Origin of the sequence: Methylobacillus caricis (assembly GCF_020532705.1) — a bacterium.
In the GTDB taxonomy this organism is placed as follows: Bacteria; Pseudomonadota; Gammaproteobacteria; order Burkholderiales; family Methylophilaceae; genus Methylobacillus; species Methylobacillus caricis.
On the sequence record NZ_JAJAVD010000001.1, the window covers coordinates 154,111 to 180,416 of the forward strand.

Consider the following 26,306-nt stretch of genomic DNA (forward strand, 5'->3'; position numbering starts at 1 on the left):
ATGCAGCATGGATACTGGATCAGGAGTAAACCTGTCTATCACAGCCTGAGCTGGCAATACAAGGCACAAGCCCATGTGCTGGTGGCTGACGGAGAGGGCGGGCGGTCCGTCTTGCGTTTACATCAACAGCGTTTGCCAGATCAACCAGTCATCGTTCTTTATCAGCCCGCGGCAGGGGCGGATTACAGCCAAGCGCTCTCCACGTTGCTGGGAGCAGGGCTGCAAGTGTTCAAAGATGAAGCCGGGCTATGGCAGCGTTTCGAACATATTCTCCAGCATTCCACCATGGGCACCAGGCTTTATGCTGCCGGTGCAGAGAATTTTCTCTGGCAGGCAACAACGCTGGCGGCCAGGCATGGTGTGCTGAATGCAGATGTGATGCGTGAGCAGCCAGCTTCGCTGGCGCGTTCGGTTTACTGTGTGCATTGCAAGACCACGACCCATGGCGTGACTACCAATATTGCGGCCTGCTCAGGGTGTCAGCGCCACCTATTCGTGCGTGATCACTTTTCACGCCGGCTTGGCGCTTACATGGGGTTGATGATTGACGCCGAAGAGCCCGGCAATGTGCCCGAAGCAGAAGAGATTTATCCATGAACGCGCTCAAAGTCATCGTCTCTGCGATTGATCAGGTCGCAGACGGGATACGCCATTTCACTTTTGTCGCGGCTGATGGCAGGGAATTACCCGGATTTTCCGGTGGTAGCCATGTGGTGGTCTCCATGCCTGCAGGCAATCGTACCTATCGCAATGCTTATTCCCTGCTGGGTTCGCCTGCTGACCGTAGTCATTACCAGATTGCCGTGCGCTTGCAGGAGCAATCACGCGGCGGTTCCAGGTTTATGCATGAGCAGGTCGAGGTGGGGCGCAGCCTGGATATTTCCTGGCCGGTGAACCTGTTCCCTATTTCACGCGTTGGGCACAAGCACATCCTGGTGGCCGGGGGCATAGGGATTACGCCGTTTATGTCCCAGGTGCATGGCTTGCTGCGTACGGGTGCGGATTTTGAGCTGCATTACGCTTTTCGTTCTCCACAGCATGCCGGGTTTGTAGATTACCTAAAGCGGTTGCTGGGCAAAAACCTGATTTGTCACGACCAAAGCCAGGGCCAGGTTTTGAACATGCAAGCACTGCTAAGCCAACAGCCCCTGGGGACGCATGTCTATGTCTGTGGTCCTGCTGGCATGGTGGATGCGCTGCTCTCAACGGCATATGAGCTGGGCTGGCCCGATGCCCATGTCCATCATGAAGAGTTTCTGGCACCGCCAGTTGGCGAGCCTTTCACATTGCGCCTGAAGCAATCTCAGAAATCTGTGGAGGTAGGTGCGGAGATCAGCATGCTGGAGGCCATGGAAGCGGCAGGCGTAGATGCCCCGTACCTTTGCCGTGGTGGTGCATGCGGGCGTTGCGAACTGGAGGTGCTGGCGACAGATGGCGTGATAGAACATCACGATCATTATCTTTCCGACGCAGAAAAAGGTTCGGGCAAGAAGATCATGCCTTGTGTATCAAGGGCCAAGTGCTCTTTTATAGAACTCAATCTTTGAGGTGAATCATGAATAATCTAGCCTATAAACGCGAAACCTTCCGCAACGATTACACCTATCGTAACTCTCCTGCCGCCATCAGGCGTTTTCCATTTCCGTTTGCCGAAGACCAATATATGTACTCGGTCAATATCGAGCCGCATCAGCCTGGTGCACCAGGCTCCATTGTTGAACATGCCTTTGATATAGACGAGCACTATGTCTCCGAGTGTGAGGACAAATTGCTGACCTTGGCGCAGGACAAGGGCCGTTATGCCGCCTTGCCGCATATGATGGATGCGCAGTGGGACTTCCTTGAACTGACCATGGAAAGCCTGGCCCGTGATTATCCGCACTTATTTACCCTTGCCAAGGATGGCGACCGCTGGACCTGGCGTAACCGTCCCCTGGAGATAGAAGACAGCTTTGTCTTTGGTGATGCATCCACCTTGCCGCTAGAGCCTTTTGATTACATGGGCAGGCAGACCCAGGGGGATTTTGTGCTGCTGGACCAGCGCGAGGGTACGCTGTTTGCCGATGCCGGTTTTATCACCAGCCAGGCAGACTGGTCACTGGCATTTGATATCGGCATGTCATGGCATGAGTGGCATGGGCCGGTGCCGCAGGTGGAAAAAATGGGCATCATGGATCGGGCGCTCAAGTTTCTCATGAGCCTGCAACAAGGCAGCCCGGTACGCAGGCTAAACTGGACCATGACCATCAACCCGCTCCTGGATACCTCTCCCGAGCATTTTCCTGAGTGGGGTCCATCCAAGCTCACGGTTACGCCACAGAATGCGGGCGAAAAAGCCCATTTGCGCGTGGAGCTGCAAACCATGTTCCGTTTGCCGCGCAGCAATGCCATTCTGTTCAGCATACGCTGCTACCTGATCAGCCTGGAGGAACTGGCGACTTATCCGCGCTGGGCCAAACGCTTTCACCGCGTGTTAAAGGGTTTGCATCCTGATTTACTGGAGTATAAAGGTATCAAGGTTTATCACGAAGCCGTGCTGGCATGGCTGTCACAGCATGATGATGGCGCTGAAATTGCAGTAGGCACCCATCCTGATTAAGGCACTGGACAATACGAGGGGCTTTGTAGTCTCTGGTATGCCTGTCGTGGGTGAGATCACTGCGAATGAGCGAATTGCGTCTGGAGCTGCTGCAGGATATCTGCGCTGATGATGTCACCGTTTTCTCTATCCAAGGTGGCGATAAAGCCCTCTACTGCAAGCAGCTCACCGGTGCTGGCATAGATGCCGGTGCCATGTTCCCACACCCATTGGTAAGTGCCATTGCGTGAATGAAGGCGGTATACCACCTGCAGCTGTTGCTGCTGCATGAGCTTTTCATGTGCAACTTCCCAGGTGTGCCTGTCCTGGGGATGCAGGAGTTTCTTGAACACAAGGGAAGGGCTGCCAATTAATTCATGCGCATCATAACCGGTGAGATCAACACAACCATCACTGACAAACTCGAAGTTGAGGCCTGCATCAGCTTTGCGTCGGTAAATCATGCAAGGCACATTGTTGAGCAGGCTGCTGAGTGAGTGCCGGTTGCTCTTGATACTGGCTTCAACCTGGCGCGCCTCGTTGATGTCGGTCATGGTACCGATGACGCTGGTTCCTTCGTTCGGCATGGCAGATGAACTTTTGGCGCGCAGCTCCACCCAGCAGGATTCGCCATTGCGCCGGATCAGGCGTATTTGTTCATTGCAGCGCAGGCGTTTGCCTTTGGAAATGGAGTCCAGCCTGGCGATGGTGAGTGGCTTGTCTTCTGGATGGACAAAATCGATAAAGGATTTTCCCAATGACTCTTCCGCCGTATATTCAAGTAGCGCTTCCCAGCTGGGGTTGAGAAATGTGATCTTGTTGCCGCGTTGTAGCTGGAATACGACCTCCTCAATGCGGTTGATCAGCAAGTGGTAATTGAATTGCTCATTAAAGCTGATGCCGGTCGTGGGGCTATTGGAAATCAGTGAAAACTGCAGCAAGAACCTGTCACTCATGGCAGCATCCCCAATGGGGGATAGCGAGAGTTTTGCTGAGAGGATGGTGCCATCAACGCAGAGCAGGCGCAGGGTGGTATCCTCTTTGGCAGGCTCGTCAAGATTGGTCAGCAAGGCTGCCAGCCGCGCGTGGTCGCCCGGATAGACGACATTGGTCAGCGGCATGCCGACAATCTGGTCTGACATGCCGGCCATGCCGAGATCATTGAGGAAAGCCTTGTTGGCAAAAGTGACGGTGTGGCCTTCTATCACGGCCGCAGGAGAGGATAAGCGGGATGACACTTCCATTTCCCAGTTCGGGCTATGCAAATGCGACTGTATCTTGCCAAGCCGTTGGCGTGTCAAAACCGGAATAAGGGCGGTCATGAGCAATAGTGATAGCAGCGTGCTGCCTGCAATCAACATGCCGGTCAAGTGGGTGGCAAAAGGCGCGCTGGCCGTCCACCAACTGTTGAACACCAGCAGGAAAATCAGGCTGAGTATCATGGTGCTGAACAGGTATAGGCTCATGGCGGGCTCAGGTTAAAAGGTTAAAAGGTTAAAAGGTTAAAAGGTTAAAAGGTTAAAAGGTTAAAAGGTTAAAAGGTTAAAAGGTTAAAAGGTTAAAAGGTTAAAAGGTTAAAAGGTTAAAAGGTTAAAAGGTTAAAAGGTTAAAAGGTTAAAAGGTTAAAAGGTTAAAAGGTTAAAAGGTTAAAAGGTTAAAAGTGCTTGCGATAAAAAAAATATATGCTGGGTTGCGCCAGCGAGGTGTGCTGCTTGCAGAAAGGGTGTTGAGGCATACCCTATATCTGCGGCTGACCATGTTGCTGTCATGCGTGGCCATCCTGAGCGTGATGATGCAGGTTGGCTCGTTCTTCCTGTTAGATTACATACCTGCCAGTCAATCTGCAATCCAGGACATCAGCCAGAGAAAGCTTGAGTGGAGTCTTGTATTCAGCAATTCAAGCCTGGGAAAGCAACCCTCCAAGTGGAACGCCTCCGACCTGGCGGGTGGCCAGGCGCTGTATGGGTGGTATGCAGATCATCAGGCAGGCAAGCTGGCAACACTGGTCGCTACACTTAATAATGATGAGCAGGCATTCCGGGCATTGCAAGGACAGGTTTCCACAGAGACGTACCATCTTTCGCAGAAAATACTGGATGACCATGACGAGGTCATCCAAGCCTTGCGCCGGGACGTGGAAGAAAAACAGACAGTGCTGGCGATGCTGCAATTGATGGGCCTGGTCTTGCTATTGTTTTGTCTTGCTTCTGCCGCTTATATGGCTAAACAGGTATTGATCGACCGGGTGGCCAATCTGGTCGCATTATTGCCTGCTGGCGAAGAGGGGCGACAGCAGGACAGACGGAACATGGATGAGTTCTCTCTGCTGGAAAGCATGGTGCATGAGTTGGCAGCCCAGAGTCAGGGATTCAAGGCGGAGACCGAATGGTTCAACCGTACCAAGAGCGAGCTCTTGCGCCGCCTGTTGCGTGCCAGGACCTTTGTCCACGGGCTGGTGCTCTCACTGCAGGATAGCCAGCTCAACGAATCTGCCATCCGCACCATCATCTACTCCATGGAAAGCAGCCTGGACTTGCGTAATGTCGCCATACGTTTTGTCCTTGGTGGGCTGGATTCGCAAGGGGAAAAGATGCTGTTCTCGCAATATGCACCAGAACTTTTCCCCGATGCCATATTGCGCGACCTGGCCACCCAGCGGTCTGCCAAGTTCAACCTCTCCAGTGGTGCCGAATGCATAGTCGCCAGCTTCACCTGCCCCGGGGATAGTTTTGGCCTGTTGATCCTTGAGGCCAAGCTGGAACAGGAGTTTTACGAGTCGGATGTGACGTTGGCTGAAATTACGGCCCAGTTGCTGTCCATGGTGATGGGGGCACAAAGCCGTGAGGAACAGGCGCGACGCCTGGCGTTGTTTGAAGAGCGTGCGGCGATTGCACGGGAGCTGCATGACTCGCTGGCGCAGTCGCTTTCCTTTATGAAGATCCAGATTGCCCGTTTGCAAACGCATAAGGAATTGCAACGGGGCGAGACCAATGAAATCACCAGCGAATTGCGAGAAGGGTTGGATAACGCTTATCGTGAGTTGCGAGAGTTACTGTCCACTTTCCGTATGCATATGGATGTACGCGGTCTTGGGTTTGCCATTCAGTCTGCCATTGATGAGTTTTCCCATCGCTCTGCAGTTGCCATCACACTGGATAACCGCTTGGTAAATTGTCGCCTGACCGTGAATGAAGAGTTCCATATGCTGCATGTGATCCGCGAGGCGCTTTCCAATATCATCCGTCATGCCGGTGCGCAGAATGTGGTGGTGGCACTGGCCTATACGCAAGGTAGCACCGTGGTGGTGACGATTGATGACGATGGCATAGGGATGGCAGGGGCGACTGACGAACATGGCCATTATGGACAGAGCATTATGCGGGATCGCGCCTATAGCCTGGGAGGCGAGATTGCAGTGACCTCAAGAAGAAAAGGCGGTACACGGGTGAGGTTGGTATTTACTCCGAAATTGATGCAGTAGCGGGGAAAGGCCAATCTTAGGCGTACTTATTGCTATAGGTTTAATTGATTGACAGAGATAGGGCGGGCAAGTGGACAAGAAATTCAAGGTATTCCTGATTGATGACCATGCATTGTTTCGCAAGGGCGTGAGCCAGATGATCAGCGCTGATCCTGCCTTCGAGGTGGTGGGAGAGGCATCCTCCGGGCTTGAGGGCCTTGAACTTGCTCCCCAGATCGTGCCTGATATCGTGCTGATTGATCTCAACATGAAAGGGGTGGATGGGCTTGAAACCTTGCGCCGTTTCAAAAGTGGCGATCTGCCCGCGCGTTTTGTCGTGTTGACGGTATCAGATGCGGAAGATGACTTGCTGGAGGCCCTGCGTGCCGGCGCTGACGGATACTTGCTGAAAGATATGGACCCGGAGCAGCTCTGTGACAGTTTGAAGAAGATCCTGGGCGGGATGACCGTAATCCAGGACAGGCTGACTGAAGTCCTTAAGCAGGCGTTGCAAGAGCTAGCCGCGAAACCTGCACCGGTCTCGCCAGATCAGGTGTCGTTGACCGAACGCGAGCACGAAATCCTGCAGTGTCTCGCTGATGGATTGAGCAATAAGGCGATTGCCCGAAAACTGGGGATATCCGATACCACAGTGAAGGTGCATGTAAAACACCTGCTGAGCAAGTTGAGGCTCACAAGCCGGCTGGAAGCTGCTGTGTGGGCACACAGGCAAAAGTAAGTGCTTATATACCTATAAAGAAGTAATCCGTAGTGGGAATTGTGGCGATGAGCTCATCCGTTATCCAATGGAGTCCTGAGAGTGGATGCCGTCCGCATCCAATTCATTATTTTCGGGAGACTTCAAATTGAGCGCGACACCATCGTTAGATGCCACGGCTATCAATGTACCAGTCACAGATCAATCCGCACGCGGTAGCCTGCATCGCAAGATAGGATGGCAAGGCGCGTTTTGGGTTGCCAGTGGGGTACCCGCCTTGGTGCTTTTTTCCATCGGGGCGATCGCCTCCACGGTAGGTAAGCCTGCATGGCTGGCCTGGATGCTTTCCATCAGCTTCGGCTTTATCCAGGCATTCACCTATGCCGAAATTGCCGGGATGTTCCCGCATAAGTCTGGCGGGGCTTCTGTCTACGGGGCCATTGCCTGGGTGCGATACAGCAAGTTCATTGCTCCTATCTCGGTCTGGTGTAATTGGCTGGCCTGGACCCCCGTGCTGGCGATAGGGTCGGGGCTGGCAGCTGGTTATATCCTCATCGCCTCATTCCCGGCTGATGCGGTGATTAACACTTGGCAAATCACCTTGTTTGACCTTGGTTTCATCAAGACAGGCCTGGCCCTGCGTATCAATGCCACTTTTATCCTCGGGGCAGCCGTCCTGCTTGGCGTCTTTGGCATCCAGCACGGTGGCATATTGCGTTCTTCCAAGGTCACCATGATTTTGGGCCTGGCTGCGCTGATTCCGCTCATGTTGATAGGGATTGTCCCCATTCTCACCGGTGACGTCACTGCTGCCAACTTTTTCCCGATTGCGCCACTGGCGTATGACGATGTCGGCAATGTGGTGAATGGAGTCTGGGACATAGAAGGATGGAAGCTGATGGCTGGTGGCATGTTCATCGCTGCCTGGTCCACCTATGCCTTTGAAACCTCGGTCTGTTATACCCGCGAGTTCCGCAACCCCAAGACGGATACCTTCAAGGCCATTTTCTACTCAGGCCTGCTGTGTATCGCCGTATTTACCCTGGTGCCCATCGCTTTCCAGGCGGATCTTGGCCTGGGGCACCTGGTAACGCCAGCTGTGCTGGATGCTGCGGGTAACGTGGTTACACCAGCCGTTTATGACGGTATGCTGGCACCAGACATATACAGCGGCATGGGTGTAGCCAGTGTATTGGCGGCCATGCTGGGTGGCGGACAGCAGATCGGTAATATCATCGTCATCATGCTGGTGCTGGCACTGTTGCTCTCCATCATGACCTCCATGGCGGGTTCCTCCCGCACTTTGTACCAGGGGGCTGTAGATGGCTGGTTGCCCAAGTATCTTTCACATGCCAATGAGCATGGTGCACCCACGCGTGCCATGTGGACCGATCTCTGCTTCAACCTGGCTTTATTGCTGATGTCGGACTACGTGTTTGTATTGGCTGTGTCGAATGTCTGCTACATCATCTTCAATTTCCTCAACCTCAACTCTGGCTGGATACACCGCTTGGATAGGCCCAACTGGGTTCGCCCTTACAAAGCGCCGGTGATCCTGCTGGTGCTGGGTACTATTCTCAGCTTTGTGAATGTTGCTCTGATGGGATTGGGAGCCAATATCTGGGGTGAGGGCACACTCTGGTCTGGCGTGATCTGTGCCTCGCTGATATTGCCCGTGTTCCTGTTCCGCCATTATGTGCAGGACAAAGGCATATTCCCCAAGGCCATGGTTGAAGATATGCATGTAGGAGATGAAGATGGCGTAAAGAAACGCGCTGGCATACTCCCGTTCATCGCGATTGCCGTGGCGATTCTCATCGTGATTGGCATGCAGCAGTTATAGCCAATAGAGCTTTGTAAAAGCATCAAGCCTCATTAAGTGAGGCTTGATGCTTTTAGTACACCCGCGATGCGCTGCTGTTTTAAAAATACTGATCCTGATTTTTACATCGTAGAAAATTCGATGTAAAAATCCCTTATTCCCGAGGCCAAGAACTGGACAGCCACACACGTCAGCAAGAAACCCATGATTTTGGTGACAGCCTGTACCCCATGATTACCAAGAAACTTTTCGATGATGTGCGCTGAAGCAAGTGCGAGATAGGCCACGCTGATAGTGATAAGAATGCCAATGATCACAATGCTGTAGCCGATCATATAAGCCCCGTCAGGGATTTGGGATCCAAAGCCCATTACCACTGCGATTGAACCGGGTCCCGCTAAACTGGGCATGGCCAATGGGGAAAACGAGTAGTCCAGATTGGCATGCTTGATTTCCGTAGTTTCGGTATCCACGCTTGATGATGAGTCCTCTCCAGAGAAGATCATTCGCAGCGCCAGAATCAAAATGATGATGCCACCAGCAACGCGAATACCTGGCATTGAAATGCCAAACAAAGCAATGATGCCGTTCCCTAACAACAAAAATGCGCTCAAGATACAGAATGCATAAAAACAGGCTTTTCTGGCTTGAAGCTTTTTATTGGCTGCCGTCATCCGGTTTGTGAGCGCCATATACAGAGGGGTGGTGGTCAGTGGATTCATGATAGGCAACAGGCCAACTACCACGATTGAAATGTATTTAAGTACTTCCAGTATGCTCATGCAGACCTTCCTGTTTTCTTCTATATCCAATAGGTATAGCGACACAGCCTCATGGCGCTCGCTTTTTGATAGGTCGACTCGGTTTGTAAACGGTCGCGATTAAGCGTGATTTTTCCAAGCAAGAGGCCAGCCTATTATGCTTGCCGCATGCCTACTTACTCAATAGTGAAGCTACGGTGGCTAGCTGCTCTTTGCTGAGCTTTTGGTCAGACATGGTTTTATGCAATGTTTTCATGGCGGCTGACAAGCCCGTATGTAATGTGCTGATGGCAGCCTGCACCTGCAGTAGCTGCGTTTTTCTCTCATCGGCAGTGAGGCTCTGATTGGCCATGATGGCTTGCAGCCGTTGTTGCTGCTCACGTAATTGTTCCTGCAGTTTCCTGATCTGTTTGAGTATGGTCTTGATCAGGTCCGGCAGGTCGCTGTCATCAATGTCATGATTGCTTTTAGACTGGTTGAGCTGTTGCGGGGCAATGGACGAGAGTAATTGCCCCAAGGTGGATATCTTCACTTCTGCGCGCTTTGACGGCAGGCTGGCATTAGCGTCTGCAGGTTTGACAATGCCATTGAACTGGGAGACGAGTTCAGAAATATATGCAGGGCTGGTAGGAGAGAGTTTGTTCATACCGGTATTTTTTAGCGTCAACATAGTTTTTACGACGCCCAGCTGTAAAGCTTTATATCTATTCAAGATATGCCAAGTATTTGTTAAAACCTCCCTGATCGTCTAAACCTGGCGGGCAAGGTGGTAGGGATCATTCGATCATGGTCCTCATCAATGTTTTGTTGAATGATCAACTAGCGTGCAATTTAGGGGATGTTTTGCATCCATGCTCGATTTTGGTGCAAAACATTATGCGCCAACTCCTTATCCGTATCGTCCACTACTCATTGGCAGCCCTCTATCTTTAATTCCCTAGCCGTTTCGGCTTGATAAATCCATCTTCTAATAACTAATTGGTACAGGCCCTGCTTGGTACTGAGAGTCGACTGATAAATATTTCACTCTTGAGCTTGGCGCGAAGTGTCGGCTCAGGATTGTGTGCTGAATTCTGTCTCTAGTGCGTGCGAAAACCGGGCAAGTACTCCCTTGGAAGTATTGACCTGCCGACCTTGTTTCTTATTATGAATAAAAGTTTCATAAATTGATTGACACTGTTTTTTTGCATCGGTATAAATACACTTTATGAGTTTCTTGTTAAGAAAAAAAGTTTATTAATAATCTAATTATTGGATTGGATCGCTCAGTCCGTTGGAGTCAAATCAATGCCGTTAAGACTGCTTAAATACGCGTTAAGTAAAAACTATCCCGGAACGCGGTTTTTTAAGGCACATGAAACCCCCAAGAAGTCGTATGACGTAGTCATCATCGGCGGCGGTGGCCATGGCCTGGCGGCGGCCTATTACCTGGCCAAGGAGCATGGCATCACCAATGTGGCGGTACTGGAAAAGGGCTACATCGGCGGCGGCAATACCGGACGCAACACCACTATCGTGCGCTCCAATTACCTGACGCCTGAAGGCGTGAAGTTCTACGATGCCAGCGTCAAGATCTATGAGGACCTTTCCGAAGAACTGGACCTCAACCTGTTCTACTCCACACGCGGCCACTTCACGCTGGCGCATACCGAATCCGCCATGCGCACCATGCGTTGGCGCGCCGAGGTCAACAAGCATGTCGGCGTTGAAAGCTATGTGGTTGGTCCCGAGGAAATCTCCAAGGCCTGTCCTCAGCTCGACATGAGCTGTAGCGGCCAGGCGCCCATCCTTGGCGCGCTGTATCACGCGCCTGGCTCGGTCGCCCGCCATGACGGCGTGGCCTGGGGCTATGCCCGCGGCGCGGACCGCCTCGGCGTGGAGATTTTCCAGAATACCGAAGTGCTAGGCATCGATGTCCAAGGCGGCAAGGTGGCAGGGGTCAAGACCAGCAAGGGCTATATTGCCACCACCAAGGTGCTGTCAGCCGTAGCGGGCTTTACCCCGCGCATTTGCGAGATGGTGGGGATGGATACGCCGATCGTCATTCACCCATTGCAAGCCTGCGTCACAGAGCCGATGAAACCTTGGCTGGATACCATTCTGGTCTCTGGCAGCCTGCACGTATATGTCAGCCAGTCTTCGCGCGGCGAACTGGTCATGGGATCTTCGCTGGACCCTTATGAAGTGCATTCCACCCGTTCCACCCTGGATTTCGTCGAGGGACTTACCTCGCACATGCTGGACATGTTCCCTTTTCTTTCCAATATCAAGGTGGTGCGCCAGTGGGCCGGCATGGCGGACATGACGCCGGATTTCGCGCCCATCATGGGCAAGACGCCAATAGAGGGTTTCTACCTGGATGCCGGCTGGGGCACCTGGGGTTTCAAGGCCACGCCCATCAGCGGCAAGACCATGGCGGAAACCATCGCGCGCGACCATGCGCCAGACCTTATCCATTCCTTCCGCCTGTCACGCTTTGAGGATTACGAGCTCACGGGTGAAAAAGGCGCGGCGTCGGTCGGCCATTAAGAGGACAAGCACCATGAAACTACTGACATGCCCAGTGAATGGCACCAGGCCTTTGAGCGAGTTTGTGTTTGGCGGCGAGTACCGCGTGCCTCCCGCCGCCGATTGCAGTGACAAGGTATGGGCCGATTACGTGCACAACCGTCACGGCGCCCCCGGCATCAAGCAGGAGTGGTGGTACCACGCGCCTAGCGGCACCTGGTTTATCGCCGAGCGCAATACATTAACCGATCAAGTGATACGCACATTTCTGAAAGGCCAGGAGGGCAAGCAATGAGCGCGCGTTTAGCCAGGCAAAAGGGCGAATGGGTCAACCGTGCCTCAACCATCAAGTTCAGCTTTGAAGGCAAGGAGTTCAGCGGCTTTGAAGGTGACTCGATTACCAGCGCCCTCTGGGCCAGCGGCGAGCAAGTGCTGGGCCGCAGCTTCAAGTACCATCGCCCGCGCGGCATCCTGAGCCTTGCCAACCATGACATCAACGTGATGGTGACCGACGGCATGGACACCAATATCCGCGGCGATGTGGTGCCTGTGGCAGCAGGCATGGCATTGGCAGCGGTGAACACTGACGGTGGCGTGAAGAAGGACCGCAGCCGGCTGATAGACTCCATCTCGCCATTACTGCCGGTAGGCTTCTATTACAAGGCTTTCCATACGCCGAAGAAGATGTTTCCGTTCTGGGAGAACATCATCCGCAAGGCAGCCGGACTCGGTGTCGTCAACTTCAACTATCCACGCATTCTCAAGCGCAAGCTTCATGCCCACTGCGATGTTTTGGTGATCGGCGGCGGGGCTACAGGCCTTTCCGCGGCCTATGAGGCAGGCAAGAGCGGCTTGCGCGTGGTGCTGGTGGACGAGAATGCCCAACTTGGCGGCAGCCTCGGTTTTGACTGGGGCGGCAGCCAGGAGTCGGCCAATCTATTGCAGGAATTGCTGGCCAAGCTTGAGAGCCTGCCGAATGTCAGCCTGATAGCCGGGGCTTATGCCGCCGGGTACTATCCTGACCACTTGATTCCGGTGGTGACGCGCGAGGGTATCACCAAGGTGCGCGCCGGTTCGGTCATTATGGCAAGCGGCGCATTTGAGCAGCCGCCGGTGTTCCGCAACAATGACATTCCCGGCGTGATGCTGGGCTCGGCCGCCCAGCGCCTGCTGCACCGCTACAGCGTCAAGCCGTTCAGCAATGGCGTGGTATTTACCGCCAACGATTACGGCTACCGCGTCGCGCAGGATTTGCTGGAAGCCGGAATCAAGCTGGCGGCGGTGGTGGATTTGCGCAGCGATGCCAAGGATGGCCCGCTGGCTGCGCAGCTTGCGCGCCGTGGCGTCAAGACCATTGCTGGCAGCTGTATCTATGAAGTACAGGCCAATGCGGACAAGACCGGCGTCAAGTCCGTGACTGTCACCGAATATGACGAAAAAACCAATGAAGCGCTGACCCGCGACAAGGTCACCCTGGAATGTGACGGGGTTGCCATGTGCGCCGGGTGGGCGCCTGCCGCCAACCTGTTGTACCAAGCCGGCACCGCCATGCGCTACGACTATGGCGTGCACCAGTTCGTGCCCAACAGGCTGCCTGCTGGCATTTTCGCCGCTGGACGTGTCAATGGGGTGTATGAGCTGGCTCAAAAAGTCCAGGATGGTGCGCGTGCGGCTGCACAAGCCTTGCTTCACATTGGCCTTGATGTGCCTGAGCTGCCATCCGTACAGCCTTCTACCCGCGCCCAAAGCCATGCCTATCCTATTGTGCCGCACCCCAAGGGCAAGAATTTCGTCGACTTCGACGAGGATATCCAGGTCAAGGATTTCATCAATGCCGCCAAAGAGGGCTTTGACAATATTGAGTTGATGAAGCGCTTCACCACGGTCGGCATGGGCCCTAGCCAGGGCAAGCATTCCAACATGAACGCCATCCGCATCCTGGCGCGCGTGCGCGGCGTGCCGGTGGAGCAGATCGGCACCACGACATCGCGCCCGTTCTTCCACCCAACACCGATAGGTCATCTGGGCGGCCGCGGTTTCCATCCGCATCGCCTCACGCCATTGCATGACGTGAACCATAAGCTTGGCGCCGTATTTACCGATGTCGGCGCCTGGAAGCGCGCGGCTTATTACAAGGTGGCAGGCCTCGGCGTGGCGGACACCGTGCTGGCCGAAGTCGAGGCGGTTAGGACCAAGGCAGGCATCATCGACAGCAGCTCCTTCGGCAAGATCGAAGTGCACGGCCCGGATGCTGCATTGTTCCTGGAGCGCTTCTTCACCGGCAATTACATCTCTCAGGCAGTCGGCTCCTCCCGTTACACCATGCTGCTGGACGAGTCCGGCGTGGTGGTGGACGACGGCCTGGCGCACCGCCTGGCAGAAGATTTGTTCTACCTGTCTTCCGGCACATCCAATGCAGCCGCGGTTTACCGCGAGATGCAGCGCTGGCAGCAGATATGGCAGCTGGATATCGGGTTGGTCAATGTCACCGGCGCCTATGCGGCCATCAATGTCGCCGGGCCGCTCGCCAGGCAGGTCTTGTCCGGGCTGGTCAATATCAGCCTGGATGACAGCGCACTGCCCGCCCAGAGCATACGCGAGACTGAAATTGCCGGCGTGCCGGTACGCCTGATACGCGTGGCTTTTGTCTCGGATTCTACTTACGAATTGCATATCCCCACGCCGCAGGCAGCCTTTGTCTGGGAGCGCGTGATGGGGGCAGGTCAGGCATTGGGGCTAAAGCCTTTCGGTACCGATGCGCAGCGATTGTTGCGCCTGGAAATGGGCCACGCCATGCCTGGCATTGATACCGACGGCCTGACCAATCCCTACGAGATCAATGCGCAGCATGCTATCGGCATGGACAAGCCTGACTTCATCGGCAAGCGCAGCCTGCAGATTATCGCCAAGCGGCCAGTGAAGAAAACTCTGGTGGCGTTTGCGCTGGAGGCAGGCTATGCCGGCGAGATGCCGTTTGAATGCAACCTGGTGATACGCCAAGGTGAAATCGAAGGCCGCGTGACCAGTATCGCCTACTCCGGGACGATAGGCCGTGTGATCGGTTTTGCCTACGTGGCGCCTGAACATAGCGCGCTGGGATCACGATTCCAGATTCGTGCCGACAGTGGGGCGCTGGTCAATGCCACAGTGGTTTCCTCCCAATTTCTTGCAATGCAAAAGTGAGAAGTGAAATGCAGACAGAAAAGTTAATTACCCCGATTGCCCATGCTTTTCCGGTTGGATCAGTGACGTGGGGTGTCATCAACGGCATGCAGGTGGTGACACGGTTTGTGGGTAGTGATGAGGAAGAAGCCAGGAAAGAGTTTTTGGGAATTGCCGACGCCAGTTTTCTTGGCAAGTTTGGCGTCAAGGGACGTAACGCAGCGCAGTGGTTGCAAGACCAGGGCATTGTTGTTCCCGAGCAGCCCAACAGCTGGGCTGGTAACGCTGATGGCAGCCTGGTGTTGCGGCTGGGCGGCAGTGAATTCCTGATCGAGGATGCGCCGGGCGGCAATCTTTGCGAAAAGCTGCTTAAAGCAGATGCAAAGCCGGCAGGTGTATACCTGGTACCGCATGTTGAAGCGTCGTTTGTGTTGAGCGGCAACGCGGTACAGGAGTTGTTTGCGGAAGTATGTTCAATTGATTTAACTCGCGCTGCCCTGGGCGTACAAGAAGTCGTCATGACTCAATTTGCCGGGGTAAGCGTAGTCCTGATGCACCAGGACCTGGAGGGGGAGGCCCGCTACAGGGTGTGGTGCGATAGTTCGTACGGTCCATATTTGTGGGAAGTAATGGCAGGCATAGCTAACGAGCACAGTGGCGGACCAATTGGGATAGGCAACTATTTCAGTGCCTATCAATGAATAAATCGGACTCGGAGAGTTATATGAAAACAGTAGACGGAAAGTTCACATACCAACCAAGCACTCCTGCCCAGGAGCTGGCTGAAGCAGAGCAGTTCCTGGCGGAAAACAATGTGAAATACGTACTGGCGCAGTTTGTGGACATTCACGGCGTAGCCAAGGTGAAGTCGGTGCCTGCCGCCCATTTGCGCTCCATCCTCAAGGGTGGCGCGGGTTTTGCCGGCGGTGCCATCTGGGGCATGGGCATATTGCCCAACGGCCCCGACTATATGGCAGTGGGGGACCTGTCCACCCTCAGCCTGATTCCATGGCAGCCGGGATACGCGCGCATCATTTGCGACGGCCATGTGGAAGACAAGCCCTACGAGTACGACTCGCGCGTGGTGCTGAAAAAACAGATCGAGCGCCTGAGCGCGAACGGGTGGACGCTGTATACCGGCCTGGAGCCTGAATTCTCCCTCCTCAAGAAGGACGAGAAGGGCGGCATTCATCCCTGTGACGATAGCGACACCTTGCAGAAGCCCTGTTATGACTACAAGGGCATGACGCGGCAGGCGGAATTCCTTGAGCGCCTGACTGAGGCCTTGATCGCGGCGGGCCTCGATGTGTACCAGATAGACCATGAAGACGCCAACGGCCAGTTCGAGATCAACTACACCTATGCGGACTGCCTGCGCAGCGCGGACGACTACATCCTGTTCAAGATGGCGGCCAGCCACATCGCCAATGAGATGGGCATGATCTGCTCATTCATGCCCAAGCCCTTCGGCAACCGCCCCGGCAACGGCATGCACATGCATATGTCCATAGGCGACGGCAAAAAGAGCCTGTTCCATGACGACGCGGACAAGACCGACCACGGGCTTTCGCAGCTGGCCTATCACTTCCTGGGCGGCATCCTGCACCATGCCCCGGCATTGACCGCGCTGGCCGCGCCTACCGTCAACTCGTATAAGCGCCTGGTGGTGAGCCAGTCGCTCACCGGCTCCACCTGGGCGCCTGCTTATATTTCCTACGGCAACAACAACCGCTCGACCATGGTGCGCATCCCTTATGGCCGCCTGGAACTGCGTTTGCCAGATGGCAGCTGTAACCCTTACCTGACCACGGCTGCCGTGATCGCGGCTGGCCTGGATGGCGTCAAGCGTGAGCTCGACCCCGGCGCGGGCCACGCCATCAACCTGTTCGACCTGTCATTCGCGGAAATGAAGCAGCAGGGTATCGGCATCCTGCCGCAAAACCTCAACGAGTCGCTGGACAAGCTTGAAAACAACCAGGTGCTGCGCGATGCCTTGGGCAATTCCCTTACCGAGGAATTCATCAAGCTCAAGCGCGCCGAGTGGATCGACTATCAACGACATGTATCGGATTGGGAAATCAACCGCTACATCGAGTTTTTCTAAAAATTTGGATTCTGAAGGAGAACATCATGTGTGGAATCGTTGGATTGCTGGTAAAGAACCAGAAAATGCGGGCCAATATTGGCGGACTGATGCTGCCTATGTTGATCGGCATGACCGAACGCGGCCCTGATTCCGCCGGCCTGGCGATTTTCGGCGCGCCCGTGGACAACAGCGAGCGCAAGTTCAGCCTGTATTGCGCTTCTCCCGAGTTCGACTGGGCCAAGCTCAGTGTCGACCTCAACAACGGCCTCAAGGCCGATGCCAAGGTGGAAGTGAAGGTCAACCACGCCGTGGTGACGACCAACACCAGCCCAGAGAGCGTCAAGGCCTGGCTCAATGAACATTATCCGCAGGTACACCTGCTGTCCGTGGGCCAGCTCATGGACATCTACAAGGACACCGGCACCCCGGCCCAGGTGGCCAGCCGCTATGACTTCTCCAAGCTGTCAGGCAGCCACCTGGTGGGCCATACCCGCATGGCGACCGAGTCCGCGATCACCCCGTCGCATGCCCACCCGTTCACCGCGGGCGAGGACTGGTGCCTGGTGCACAACGGCTCGCTGTCCAATGCGCACAGTATCCGCCGCAAACTCGAGCACGAAGGCATCTCGTTCGAGACCGACAACGACACCGAGGCCGCTTGCCGCTTCCTGCAATGGCGCATGCGCGAGGGCGACGACCTTAAGACCGCGCTTGAGCATGGCTTTGAAGAGCTGGATGGTTTCTACACCCTGCTGATGGGCACCAAGGACCAACTGGCACTGGTGCGCGACCCATTCGCCTGCAAGCCCGCGATTGTGGCCGAGCACGACGACTATGTCGCAATCGCTTCCGAGTTCCGCTCGCTGGCCCACTTGCCCGATATCAAGAACGCCAAGGTATTCGAGCCTGCACCAAAGGAGATGTACGTATGGAAACTGTAACATTTGACCTGGAAAAAACCCCGCTGCGCGAGGTGAACCAGTACCTGCACAGCGATGCTGCCGAGCTTGATGGCAAGACGGTCACCATCACCAACCCAGGCGGCGCACACAACATTGCCGTCGGCCTCAAGGCTGATGTCGATGTGGTGATCGACGGGCACGCAGGCTATTACGCCGCCGGCATGAACCAGGTCGCCAACGTAGTGATCGAGGGCAGCGCCGGGACCGGCGTGGCCGAGAACATGATGTCCGGCCGCGTGCATGTGAAGGGCTTCGCCTCCAATGCGGCAGGTGCCACTGCACAGGGCGGCCTGCTGGTCATCGACGGCGATGCTGGTTTGCGCTGCGGCATTTCCATGAAGGGCGTCGATATTGTTGTCGGCGGCTCTGTCGGCAGTTTCTCAGCTTTCATGGCGCAGGCAGGCAACCTGGTGATCCTGGGCGATGCCGGCGAAGCGCTGGGCGACTCCCTCTACGAAGCCCGCATCTTCGTGCGCGGCAATATCCAGAGCCTGGGGGCCGACTGCGAGGTCAAGCCCATGGATGAAGAGGCACGCCAGATACTGGTCAAGCTGTTGAAAGAATCAGGCCATGCCGATGTCGACCCTGACAGCTTCACGCTGTTGGGCTCCGCCCGCACGCTGTACAACTTCCACGTAGATAACGCAGGAGCCTATTAATCATGAGCGACGCACCAAAAATCCCGCAAACCGAGCCGCGCTACTCCGCGACTTTCGACAAGAACACCGCGTCTGAAATCCGCCGTGCCGCTGCTACGGGTATTTATGACATTCGCGGCGCAGGTGCCAAGCGCAAGCTGCCGCATTTTGACGACCTCTTGTTCCTTGGCGCCTCCATCAGCCGCTACCCGCTTGAAGGCTACCGTGAAAAATGCGGCACGGACGTGATCCTGGGCAATCGCTTTGCCAAGAAGCCCATTCACCTGAAAACCCCGGTGACGATTGCCGGCATGAGCTTCGGTGCACTGTCCGGCCCGGCCAAGGAAGCATTGGGCCGTGGCGCCAGTGCCGTCGGCACCAGCACCACCACCGGCGACGGCGGCATGACGCCGGAAGAGCGCGGACAGTCATCCATCCTGGTCTATCAATATTTGCCTTCCCGCTATGGCATGAACCCGGACGACCTGCGCAAGGCCGATGCGATCGAGGTCGTGATCGGACAGGGTGCCAAGCCGGGCGGCGGCGGCATGCTGCTGGGCCAGAAGATCAGCGACCGCGTCGCCAAGATGCGCTGCCTGCCCAAGGGCGTAGACCAGCGTTCTGCCTGTCGTCACCCTGACTGGACCGGCCCGGACGACCTCGAGATCAAGATCGCCGAAATCCGCGAGATCACCGATTGGGAGAAGCCTATTTACGTCAAGGTCGGCGCGACCCGTCCTTACTTCGACGTAGCGCTGGCCGTGAAAGCCGGTGCCGACGTCGTGGTGCTGGACGGCATGCAGGGCGGTACCGCAGCGACGCAGGAAGTGTTCATCGAGCACGTGGGCATTCCCATCCTCGCGGCAATCCGTCCCGCAGTGCAGGCGCTGCAGGATCTGGGTATGCACCGCAAGGTCCAGCTCATCGTCTCCGGCGGCATCCGCAACGGCGCCGATGTGGCGAAGGCGCTGGCGCTGGGCGCGGATGCCGTGGCAATTGGCACGGCCGCATTGATCGCGCTGGGCGACAACGATCCCCACCTGGAAGAAGAGTACAACAAGCTAGGCACCACTGCTGGCGCATATGACGATTGGCATGAAGGCAAGGACCCGGCTGGCATCACCACCCAGGATCCTGAGCTGATGAAGCGCCTGGATCCGGTCAAGGCCGGCCGCCGTCTCGCTAATTACCTCTCGGTGCTGACTATGGAGGCCCAGGTGATTGCGCGCGCCTGCGGCAAATCGCACCTGCATAACCTGGAACCGGAAGACCTAGTGGCGCTTACCTTAGAGGCTTCGGCCATGGCTAAGGTGCCATTGGCAGGTACCAGCTGGATTCCAGGAGTCAGCCAGTTCTAACTTGATGGATTTATTGTTGTACTGATGTTGTGTGTTGTCCCCTGGGGATACGTAAAGATGATGTGATACTGTGAAATACAGACATGCCTCATGTTGCGTATCCCCTTTTTCGTTCGGGCGATCTGCGGCAGGGCCGATAGTGAACAGGGTGCACTACTTCCTTGGAAGTAGTGCTTAAGAGGAATGGCATGAGGCTGCATCAGCATGCAGAATAGGTGGGCTTTAATCGAGCGATGCCTGCTCTCTTCCGCAATCATGGAGCATCATGAAGGAGTGTATATCCGCCACCTTGTCGGTTGGATATGGCTCCTTCTTTTTTTGTTCCAGTTCTCGAGATGATTGAAACAACATCAAGTCAATCAAAAGGGTTCCGCCATAGTAAGTACTTTCTATGAAATGCTCCTTAAAGAGAATTTAAAGGAGATGAGTGATTCTTTATTGTCGTAGCTACTGTTTTTGTGATCGCTACCAAGGGAGTCACGATGCAATCTATATGTTCATTATTCTTGCGTGTAGTTTGGCAGGGCGCGGGGCTATCCAGGCTTTTGTCGATTATTCGCATGACAGTGGCTTGTTCCTGGGGTATGTGACCAACGCTTGCCTATATCAAGCGTACATTCTAGAAAAAATCCTGTGGCAATGCAGGTTGTATCAGAAGCGGATGTGTAAAGCCACCTCCAGGCTGCGTGGTTCGCCAACATAATATTGTGGATTGCTCTGGTGGATGAAGCGTGCATAGACTTCATCCGTAAGGTTACGTACACGGGCTGTCAGGTCTGCGTTCTTGCTCAGGCGATATTTGGTATGTGCATCAAACAATGTATATGAGGGTACCGACATGGTATTGGCATTGTTGGCATAAACAGAGGATACATACCGTGCACCGATACCTGCCTGCCAGGCTGGCGTAATCTCGTAGACAAAGCGCAAGTTGGCGACCTGGTCAGGTACATTCACCGGGGTTTTCCCTTTGCGGGAAATGACGGTTGAGCCTATTGTCTCGTTGAAGTCATCAAATTCGGCGTTAATCCAGGCGATATTGCCCTCGGCGCGCAGCTTCGGTGTGATTTGCAGAGAAGATGCAAGCTCAATGCCTTTGGAGGTTTGTTGCCCTGCCTGGATTGTATTGCTGGAGTTTTGCGGATCTGTGACCGGGAAATCCCTGCGGACAATACGATAGGCAGCCAATGTGGCGGTGCCACGGCCATCCAGGTAATTCATCTTGCTCCCGATCTCCATTTGATAGCCTGTCGAAAGACTGAAGTTTCTGACAGTCGTATTGCTGGAGCTTGTGAGTGTGCCTCCTGGTGGTTCTGCAGATGTACTGTATTGCGCATAAATGTTGGCATTATCGTTAACATCAAACACCATGCCTGCCCGGCCCGTGAAGGCATCCCATTGCCGGTTAAACGTTGCAGGGCTGACACCTGGCGTATTGTCAAAGAGAAAATCAATATGGTCATAACGTAAACCTGTGACCAGGGATAGGTGCTGGCTCAAATATTGCCGGTTTTCAATAAACGCGGATAGCGTTTTCACCTTGGTGCTGCGGCCTTTTACCAAGCCGTTATTCATGCCGGGAATGTCGCTGAACGAGCCAGGATCGAAGTTTTCAGGAGTGACAACATCAAAGAATTGGCCGCGGCTCTTGGAGAGGAGCGAGGTCGGGTATACCGTTTGCCGATTGATGCTGTAGTCAGCACCAAATGACCAGTCGCTTTTCAGGCCAAACAGCTCACCATTGTGCAACAACTCAATGCGGTTCCCGGTCAGTTCCTGGTCATGGCGTTGCATGTAAGCATCTGACCGGGTGATCAAAGAATTGTTGGCGCTATATGTATACACCTCAAGGTTGCGATAATCGCGTTGCCCCTGGTAATGGTAGAACGTATTGCGCAAGGATGTGTTGTCACTGACCTTGTAATCGGTGATGGAGCGAGCCCAGGTCACACGCTGTTCATACACGCCATCTTTGACGTTGTAATTTTCAAAACGGTTGGATTTGTCGATTTTCAGTGTGCCCGCTTGTGGATTGAGCGTGGGCGTACCCCAGTAAGGACTGTCCTCGCGTTCTACGTGGTGTTCCAGCGCGAGCGTGTGCGAAAGGCGCGGAGTAACGTCAGCCAGCCACGAAACTGCAAGGCTATTCGCTTCACGCTCCTGTCGGTCAATATAGCCGTTGCTGCTGTTGCGGCTGAAATCCAGACGTATCCAATTGCTGCTATTCAATGCATGGTTGAGTCCGACCGCAGTTTCCATCGTGTCATAGCGTGCATAGCTGATGCGTGCTTCCTTGATGTCCTCGTCGCGTGTTGCAAGCTTGGTGACATAATTGAGGCTGCCGCCTATTGAACCGCTACCGTATAAAAATGAGGAAGGGCCGCCAACCAGTTCCACTCGGTCATATACCCAGGCATCCACCGGGCGGTTGGCACTGTTGTATTGCAGGCTGATACCATTGAACAATTGATTGACCTGCGCGCCGGTAAAACCGCGATAGGCAATGAAGCCACCCCAACCCGGCGGTGCCGAAGCATTGACGCCAGGCAAGCTGTTGGCGGCATCCTGGAAATTGCGTGCGCCAATCTCTTCCATTTTCTGCCTGTCTGCTACTGCTACAGAGGCTGGATTTTCGCGGATAGTGAGTCCCAGCCTGGATCCTGCTTCCGAAGGCTTGTCTATATTGAGCCCTTTCTGGTCCTTGATGGAGCTTGTCTTGACCGTAATGGTATCCAGTTTTTTGATATCGTTTGGCGTGCTTGTCTCCTCCGCCGAATTTTCTGCATAAGCAATTTGTACCGATGAGGAAAAGAGACCAGCAATCATTGTTCTGATGAGGATGGATTGTTGTTTTGTCATAATGATTGTGAATTGGGTGCAGATCTATCAAAGCCCTGAACCTTATCAATATCTGTGGGAAAAGATAATGCGACAAATTGCCGCAGACACATGCACTCTATGGGTTTGATTGCGCTGAGAGGGGTGTATAAGCACCAATACTATTAGGGCAGATGCATTCGCTAAAAGTAACCACGCGAACTTTTGAAATCTTTGGGAGCTTGAACTTCTATAAAAATCAAAGCCTTGAAATACGATTGATACGCTTGGCTGGATTTTTACTGATTGCAGATATTAATTTATTATAATCAACATGTTGTTGCTGTATGGACAAATAGTGTGCTCACCGAGGTAAAAGCGCTTAAAGAGGTTAATACGAGGGCAATGCTGAGCCGCTACAAGCAGCTTAAGGCACCAGAAGCTCGAGTGGCTAGACCGATGCTGTGTAATCGATAGTTCAATCGGGCCTGAATTCTTCAGCAGCAATAACAAAAAACCCGCGCAAGGCGGGTGAATGGTTGGTTGAAATAAGCTGTCTACTTATGCTCAAGGTCGCCGTTGTCTAGATTCTTGTATACCTTCTCAGAATTTATTTGTGCCCGCATGGCTGCTTGCTTTTTGTTCTGGAAAGTTAAGACGTGCATTTTTTTCTGAAGGGCTTTTCTTGCCTCTTCGGGCCCTTGTTCTCCTCCAAAATCAACACTGATAACTTTGGATTTGGCAAACCATGTGGGTTCTTTTAAACCGTTCACAATCAATGGATGTTTCATGAGAGTTCCTTTTAAGATTTTCATAATGATGGTTATCATCATGTGCGAAAAAAGTGTGAACTCATATCGGGAGGGGGGAACGGGAAATGGGTGCAGACTTGAGCCGCTTGTACCAATATACAGTAGTTATCTTGAGTAATCGCATTAGCAATGAAATATAAAAATGCTTACATTTTGCTTAGTATTCATCACATTCGCATCATGATGCACACAAGGCGAGAGTTCTGGGTCCAGGCTTTTTAATTCAACGATAAGGCATTCAAAAATTGATTAAACCAGCTTTGGACTTTGCTGCTTCAGTATGTTGTATTGGAAGGAAGCCATCTCTGAGATATTTTCCTTTCATCCTTAGGTATCCTTTTTGTGGATTCTAGCCTTTACCGTGTAATACGGAGCCAGGAGGATAAGCCAATTCCTTGGATGCCATCCTGTGGATATTGCTGGAAAGTATCCAGAAAAGTAACTACGCGAACTTTTGAACCGTTGAGGAGGCTAGGATATAAAATCAAAGCCTTAATGCTTGATTGGTGCGCCCGACAGGAGTCGAACCTGTGACCTTTGGCTTCGGAAACCAACACTCTATCCAACTGAGCTACGGGCGCATTTTGAGGCAGCCCCGAATTATATCAAATGGCGGGGCAATTGTCCTTGCTAGTAACCTTTTCCCTGTCGCGGGTTATTCAGTATAATCAGGTTCATTTTCCCATGTATCAAGGATATGGTTGGCATGAGCGCGTACGAGTACGATTTTCCGAAAACAACTAAAAAAGAATTTATCCTGGCGGTGTTAGGTGGCTTGTTTGCCCCTGTGTTGGTGCTTTTTCTGGTTGCCCGCTTGTTCTTTGGTATCCAGGCCGGTCATATTGATGACCCGGAAGTGAAGCAGCCCGCTGCGGCTGAGGCAGCCAAACCTGCTGAAGATGACGAAGACGCGGCAGATGAAGGTCAGGCTGATGCGGAGGCACCAGCGGCTGAAGAGCCAGCTGCCGATGAAGGCGAAAAGGGCGAATAAGGCTTAGCTTTATTCGTCTCGATTTCTTGTTGAAATAGCGGTCCTCATGGCTACATATGCAATAGGTGACATCCAGGGCTGCTACCATTCTTTTCTTTCCCTGCTGGATGCTATCCAGTTTGATCCTGCCAAAGACAAGCTCTGGCTGGTTGGCGACCTGATCAATCGTGGTTCCGGATCCCTTGAAGCACTACGTTGGGCCAAGGCGCATGAGTCATGCGTGACCATGGTGCTGGGGAATCATGACTTGCATGCGCTGGCTGTGGCTGAGGGCTATGTCCGCGCGCATCGCAGCGACACTTTGCAATCCATTTTTGAGGCGCCAGACCGGCAGGAGTTGCTGGATTGGTTGCGGTTCCGTCCGATGATTCATGGCGATGGTGACTTGGTGATGGTGCATGCCGGACTGTTGCCGCAATGGCAGGCAGAAGAGGCGCTGGAGCTAGGGCGTGAGGTGGAGTTGGCGTTGCGGGGTGATCAGTACCAGGGTTTTCTGGCGCATATGTATGGCAATTACCCCTTGCAATGGGATGCTGGTTTGCAGGGGATGGATCGCCTGCGCATGATTACTAACGCCATGACTCGCTTACGGATATGCAGTCCTGCAGGCGAGATGGATTTCCATTTCAAGGGCGAGTTGGCTGACATTCCTGATGGAAACTTGCCATGGTTCGATGTGCCTTCACGGCATTCGGCTGATGCTACTATTATCTTTGGGCATTGGTCCGCACTGGGTTTGCAGCAGCGGGACAATTTATATGCGCTGGACACTGGCTGCCTTTGGGGTGGCCAGTTAACGGCTTTGCGACTCGATGACAGGAAAACTTTCCAGGTGCCATGCCATCCGGCTGATACCCCGCGCCGTATTAAAACCTAGCTTAATCTTTGTTCTATCGGCTTCGGCCAGCTTGCTTCGCTCTCTGATGGGGTACGCTTAATGCAAGTCTAGCCTAGCTGCTATCGATTGCCTTGCCATCAGACACAGCCCCCGTCTCTCATGCCCTGAGCTTGCAATTGGCATTGCAAAGTCCAGTTCCGCCACAGGATGGCGTTGGCTCAGTATCATCCGCAGGGATTGCCACATCGTAGTGTCGTTGTGATATGCCATGGCAATATTCGCACTTCCATCCGCATTGGGATAGCGGATGGAGAAAGGGCGGATATCGGTCCCTGCATCAATTGCCGCTTGCATCAGGCTACCCTTGAATGGGCGCAACTCATTGCCGTCTGTGGTGGTACCTTCAGGAAAGTAGCACAGGCAATCGCCAGCTTGCAGGCTTGCTGTGGCTACTGACACCATGCGGTTAGCTTCTTGTCTTTTATCACGCTCGATAAACAGGGTGTTGGCTTGAGCCATCAGCCATCCGAAGACAGGCCAGGAACGGATATCCGATTTGGCGATAAAGCGCACAGTGTGAATGCTGTTGAGAGCATGTATATCTATCCAAGAGATATGGTTGGCCACAAACATCGTGCCACGCACCTGCTCATCGGGGGCATGGCCCTTGATTATCACGCGAATATTCAGGATGTTGAGGAATTGCCCACTCCAGCGACGAATGATGCGGTCGCGCCTTAAATACGTGACTCTGGGCAATATCGTAGCCGCGATTGCAACTCCGTAAACAGTATG

At 53.9% G+C, this 26,306-nt stretch carries 22 protein-coding genes and 1 tRNA gene; 16 read left to right on the forward strand and 7 right to left on the reverse strand.

What is annotated here, in order from left to right; all coding sequences use genetic code 11:
* The 3 genes from LG200_RS00815 to LG200_RS00825 are packed head-to-tail and all read left to right on the forward strand — an operon-like array spanning position 1 to position 2,599.
* On the forward strand, positions 1 to 597 hold the full coding sequence (locus tag LG200_RS00815; protein WP_226755705.1) for a dimethylamine monooxygenase subunit DmmA family protein: 597 nt from the start codon (positions 1 to 3) through the stop codon (positions 595 to 597).
* On the forward strand, positions 594 to 1,547 hold the full coding sequence (locus LG200_RS00820) for a PDR/VanB family oxidoreductase (protein ID WP_226755706.1): 954 nt from the start codon (positions 594 to 596) through the stop codon (positions 1,545 to 1,547). Before LG200_RS00815 ends, LG200_RS00820 begins: the two co-directional genes overlap by 4 nt.
* Before the next feature lie 8 nt (positions 1,548 to 1,555).
* On the forward strand, positions 1,556 to 2,599 hold the full coding sequence (locus tag LG200_RS00825; protein ID WP_226755707.1) for a heme-dependent oxidative N-demethylase family protein: 1,044 nt from the start codon (positions 1,556 to 1,558) through the stop codon (positions 2,597 to 2,599).
* A 56-nt stretch (positions 2,600 to 2,655) separates the two neighbouring features.
* Here the strand turns inward: LG200_RS00825 and LG200_RS00830 are convergent, their stop codons facing one another.
* On the reverse strand, positions 2,656 to 4,044 hold the full coding sequence (locus LG200_RS00830; RefSeq protein WP_226755708.1) for a PAS domain-containing protein: 1,389 nt from the start codon (positions 4,042 to 4,044) through the stop codon (positions 2,656 to 2,658).
* A 194-nt stretch (positions 4,045 to 4,238) separates the two neighbouring features.
* Here LG200_RS00830 and LG200_RS00835 point away from each other — a divergent pair, with 194 nt between their 5' ends.
* From LG200_RS00835 to LG200_RS00845, 3 genes are all read left to right on the forward strand, one after another.
* Complete coding sequence (locus LG200_RS00835) at positions 4,239 to 6,059, forward strand: histidine kinase (protein ID WP_226755709.1); 1,821 nt, start codon at positions 4,239 to 4,241, stop codon at positions 6,057 to 6,059.
* Positions 6,060 to 6,129: 70 nt separating this feature from the next.
* On the forward strand, positions 6,130 to 6,777 hold the full coding sequence (gene narL / locus LG200_RS00840; RefSeq protein WP_226755710.1) for a two-component system response regulator NarL: 648 nt from the start codon (positions 6,130 to 6,132) through the stop codon (positions 6,775 to 6,777).
* A 127-nt stretch (positions 6,778 to 6,904) separates the two neighbouring features.
* Complete coding sequence (locus LG200_RS00845) at positions 6,905 to 8,599, forward strand: APC family permease (protein ID WP_404809784.1); 1,695 nt, start codon at positions 6,905 to 6,907, stop codon at positions 8,597 to 8,599.
* 101 nt (positions 8,600 to 8,700) lie between these two features.
* Here the strand turns inward: LG200_RS00845 and LG200_RS00850 are convergent, their stop codons facing one another.
* Both LG200_RS00850 and LG200_RS00855 read right to left on the reverse strand, forming a co-directional pair.
* Entirely contained in the window at positions 8,701 to 9,360 is a 660-nt protein-coding gene (locus LG200_RS00850; RefSeq protein ID WP_226755712.1) for a MarC family NAAT transporter, read from the reverse strand.
* 151 nt (positions 9,361 to 9,511) lie between these two features.
* Positions 9,512 to 9,985, reverse strand: coding sequence for a hypothetical protein (locus tag LG200_RS00855; protein WP_226755713.1), 474 nt, complete (start codon positions 9,983 to 9,985; stop codon positions 9,512 to 9,514).
* Positions 9,986 to 10,626: 641 nt separating this feature from the next.
* Here LG200_RS00855 and LG200_RS00860 point away from each other — a divergent pair.
* From LG200_RS00860 to LG200_RS00895, 8 genes are read left to right on the forward strand one after another with little or no spacing between them, the layout of a single operon-like run.
* Positions 10,627 to 11,868, forward strand: a complete 1,242-nt coding sequence (locus LG200_RS00860; protein ID WP_226755714.1) for an FAD-dependent oxidoreductase — start codon at positions 10,627 to 10,629, stop codon at positions 11,866 to 11,868.
* Between the two features lie 13 nt (positions 11,869 to 11,881).
* Positions 11,882 to 12,142 carry a sarcosine oxidase subunit delta gene (locus LG200_RS00865; protein WP_226755715.1) on the forward strand — a complete coding sequence of 87 codons (261 nt, stop codon included), beginning with the start codon at positions 11,882 to 11,884 and terminating at the stop codon, positions 12,140 to 12,142.
* A complete protein-coding gene (locus tag LG200_RS00870; RefSeq protein ID WP_226755716.1) occupies positions 12,139 to 15,030 on the forward strand; it encodes an FAD-dependent oxidoreductase in 2,892 nt (963 codons plus the stop codon). The genes LG200_RS00865 and LG200_RS00870 overlap by 4 nt, the downstream gene beginning before the upstream one ends.
* A gap of 8 nt (positions 15,031 to 15,038) precedes the next feature.
* Positions 15,039 to 15,710, forward strand: coding sequence for an aminomethyltransferase family protein (locus tag LG200_RS00875; protein ID WP_226755717.1), 672 nt, complete (start codon positions 15,039 to 15,041; stop codon positions 15,708 to 15,710).
* A gap of 23 nt (positions 15,711 to 15,733) precedes the next feature.
* On the forward strand, positions 15,734 to 17,113 hold the full coding sequence (gene glnT, locus LG200_RS00880) for a type III glutamate--ammonia ligase (protein WP_319004550.1): 1,380 nt from the start codon (positions 15,734 to 15,736) through the stop codon (positions 17,111 to 17,113).
* Positions 17,114 to 17,139: 26 nt separating this feature from the next.
* Complete coding sequence (locus tag LG200_RS00885) at positions 17,140 to 18,036, forward strand: class II glutamine amidotransferase (protein WP_226755719.1); 897 nt, start codon at positions 17,140 to 17,142, stop codon at positions 18,034 to 18,036.
* Positions 18,024 to 18,716: a GltB/FmdC/FwdC-like GXGXG domain-containing protein gene (locus tag LG200_RS00890; protein WP_226755720.1), complete on the forward strand. Its 693-nt coding sequence runs from the start codon at positions 18,024 to 18,026 to the stop codon at positions 18,714 to 18,716. The genes LG200_RS00885 and LG200_RS00890 overlap by 13 nt, the downstream gene beginning before the upstream one ends.
* A 2-nt stretch (positions 18,717 to 18,718) precedes the next feature.
* A complete protein-coding gene (locus LG200_RS00895) occupies positions 18,719 to 20,053 on the forward strand; it encodes an FMN-binding glutamate synthase family protein (protein WP_226755721.1) in 1,335 nt (444 codons plus the stop codon).
* Between the two features lie 651 nt (positions 20,054 to 20,704).
* Here the strand turns inward: LG200_RS00895 and LG200_RS00900 are convergent.
* The 3 genes from LG200_RS00900 to LG200_RS00910 all read right to left on the reverse strand — a co-directional run bounded on the left by LG200_RS00900 (position 20,705) and on the right by LG200_RS00910 (position 24,263).
* Positions 20,705 to 22,912 (reverse strand): TonB-dependent receptor, encoded by a 2,208-nt coding sequence (locus LG200_RS00900; protein WP_226755722.1) that lies wholly within the window; start codon positions 22,910 to 22,912, stop codon positions 20,705 to 20,707.
* A gap of 515 nt (positions 22,913 to 23,427) precedes the next feature.
* The gene (locus LG200_RS00905) at positions 23,428 to 23,661 is read right to left on the reverse strand and encodes a hypothetical protein (RefSeq protein WP_226755723.1); all 234 of its coding nucleotides are present in this window, start codon (positions 23,659 to 23,661) and stop codon (positions 23,428 to 23,430) included.
* A 525-nt stretch (positions 23,662 to 24,186) separates the two neighbouring features.
* Positions 24,187 to 24,263 (reverse strand) — tRNA-Arg (locus LG200_RS00910).
* Positions 24,264 to 24,388: 125 nt separating this feature from the next.
* Between LG200_RS00910 and LG200_RS00915 the strand changes: the two genes are divergently transcribed.
* Positions 24,389 to 24,673: a hypothetical protein gene (locus LG200_RS00915; RefSeq protein WP_226755724.1), complete on the forward strand. Its 285-nt coding sequence runs from the start codon at positions 24,389 to 24,391 to the stop codon at positions 24,671 to 24,673.
* Positions 24,674 to 24,719: 46 nt separating this feature from the next.
* A complete protein-coding gene (locus LG200_RS00920) occupies positions 24,720 to 25,550 on the forward strand; it encodes a symmetrical bis(5'-nucleosyl)-tetraphosphatase (RefSeq protein ID WP_226755725.1) in 831 nt (276 codons plus the stop codon).
* 57 nt (positions 25,551 to 25,607) lie between these two features.
* On the opposite strand, the gene LG200_RS00925 is transcribed toward LG200_RS00920, so the two are convergent.
* The gene (locus LG200_RS00925) at positions 25,608 to 26,270 is read right to left on the reverse strand and encodes a lysophospholipid acyltransferase family protein (protein ID WP_226755726.1); all 663 of its coding nucleotides are present in this window, start codon (positions 26,268 to 26,270) and stop codon (positions 25,608 to 25,610) included.
* Positions 26,271 to 26,306 lie beyond the last annotated feature (36 nt).

Coding starts and splice junctions, on each gene's coding strand:
- LG200_RS00815 (WP_226755705.1), top strand. CDS start 1: ATGCAGCATGGATACTGGATCAGGAGTAAACCTGTCTATCACAGCCTG.
- LG200_RS00820 (WP_226755706.1), top strand. CDS start 594: ATGAACGCGCTCAAAGTCATCGTCTCTGCGATTGATCAGGTCGCAGAC.
- LG200_RS00825 (WP_226755707.1), top strand. CDS start 1,556: ATGAATAATCTAGCCTATAAACGCGAAACCTTCCGCAACGATTACACC.
- LG200_RS00830 (WP_226755708.1), bottom strand. CDS start 4,044: ATGAGCCTATACCTGTTCAGCACCATGATACTCAGCCTGATTTTCCTG.
- LG200_RS00850 (WP_226755712.1), bottom strand. CDS start 9,360: ATGAGCATACTGGAAGTACTTAAATACATTTCAATCGTGGTAGTTGGC.
- LG200_RS00855 (WP_226755713.1), bottom strand. CDS start 9,985: ATGAACAAACTCTCTCCTACCAGCCCTGCATATATTTCTGAACTCGTC.
- LG200_RS00860 (WP_226755714.1), top strand. CDS start 10,627: ATGCCGTTAAGACTGCTTAAATACGCGTTAAGTAAAAACTATCCCGGA.
- LG200_RS00865 (WP_226755715.1), top strand. CDS start 11,882: ATGAAACTACTGACATGCCCAGTGAATGGCACCAGGCCTTTGAGCGAG.
- LG200_RS00870 (WP_226755716.1), top strand. CDS start 12,139: ATGAGCGCGCGTTTAGCCAGGCAAAAGGGCGAATGGGTCAACCGTGCC.
- LG200_RS00875 (WP_226755717.1), top strand. CDS start 15,039: ATGCAGACAGAAAAGTTAATTACCCCGATTGCCCATGCTTTTCCGGTT.
- glnT (WP_319004550.1), top strand. CDS start 15,734: ATGAAAACAGTAGACGGAAAGTTCACATACCAACCAAGCACTCCTGCC.
- LG200_RS00885 (WP_226755719.1), top strand. CDS start 17,140: ATGTGTGGAATCGTTGGATTGCTGGTAAAGAACCAGAAAATGCGGGCC.
- LG200_RS00890 (WP_226755720.1), top strand. CDS start 18,024: ATGGAAACTGTAACATTTGACCTGGAAAAAACCCCGCTGCGCGAGGTG.
- LG200_RS00895 (WP_226755721.1), top strand. CDS start 18,719: ATGAGCGACGCACCAAAAATCCCGCAAACCGAGCCGCGCTACTCCGCG.
- LG200_RS00900 (WP_226755722.1), bottom strand. CDS start 22,912: ATGACAAAACAACAATCCATCCTCATCAGAACAATGATTGCTGGTCTC.
- LG200_RS00905 (WP_226755723.1), bottom strand. CDS start 23,661: ATGAAACATCCATTGATTGTGAACGGTTTAAAAGAACCCACATGGTTT.
- LG200_RS00915 (WP_226755724.1), top strand. CDS start 24,389: ATGAGCGCGTACGAGTACGATTTTCCGAAAACAACTAAAAAAGAATTT.
- LG200_RS00920 (WP_226755725.1), top strand. CDS start 24,720: ATGGCTACATATGCAATAGGTGACATCCAGGGCTGCTACCATTCTTTT.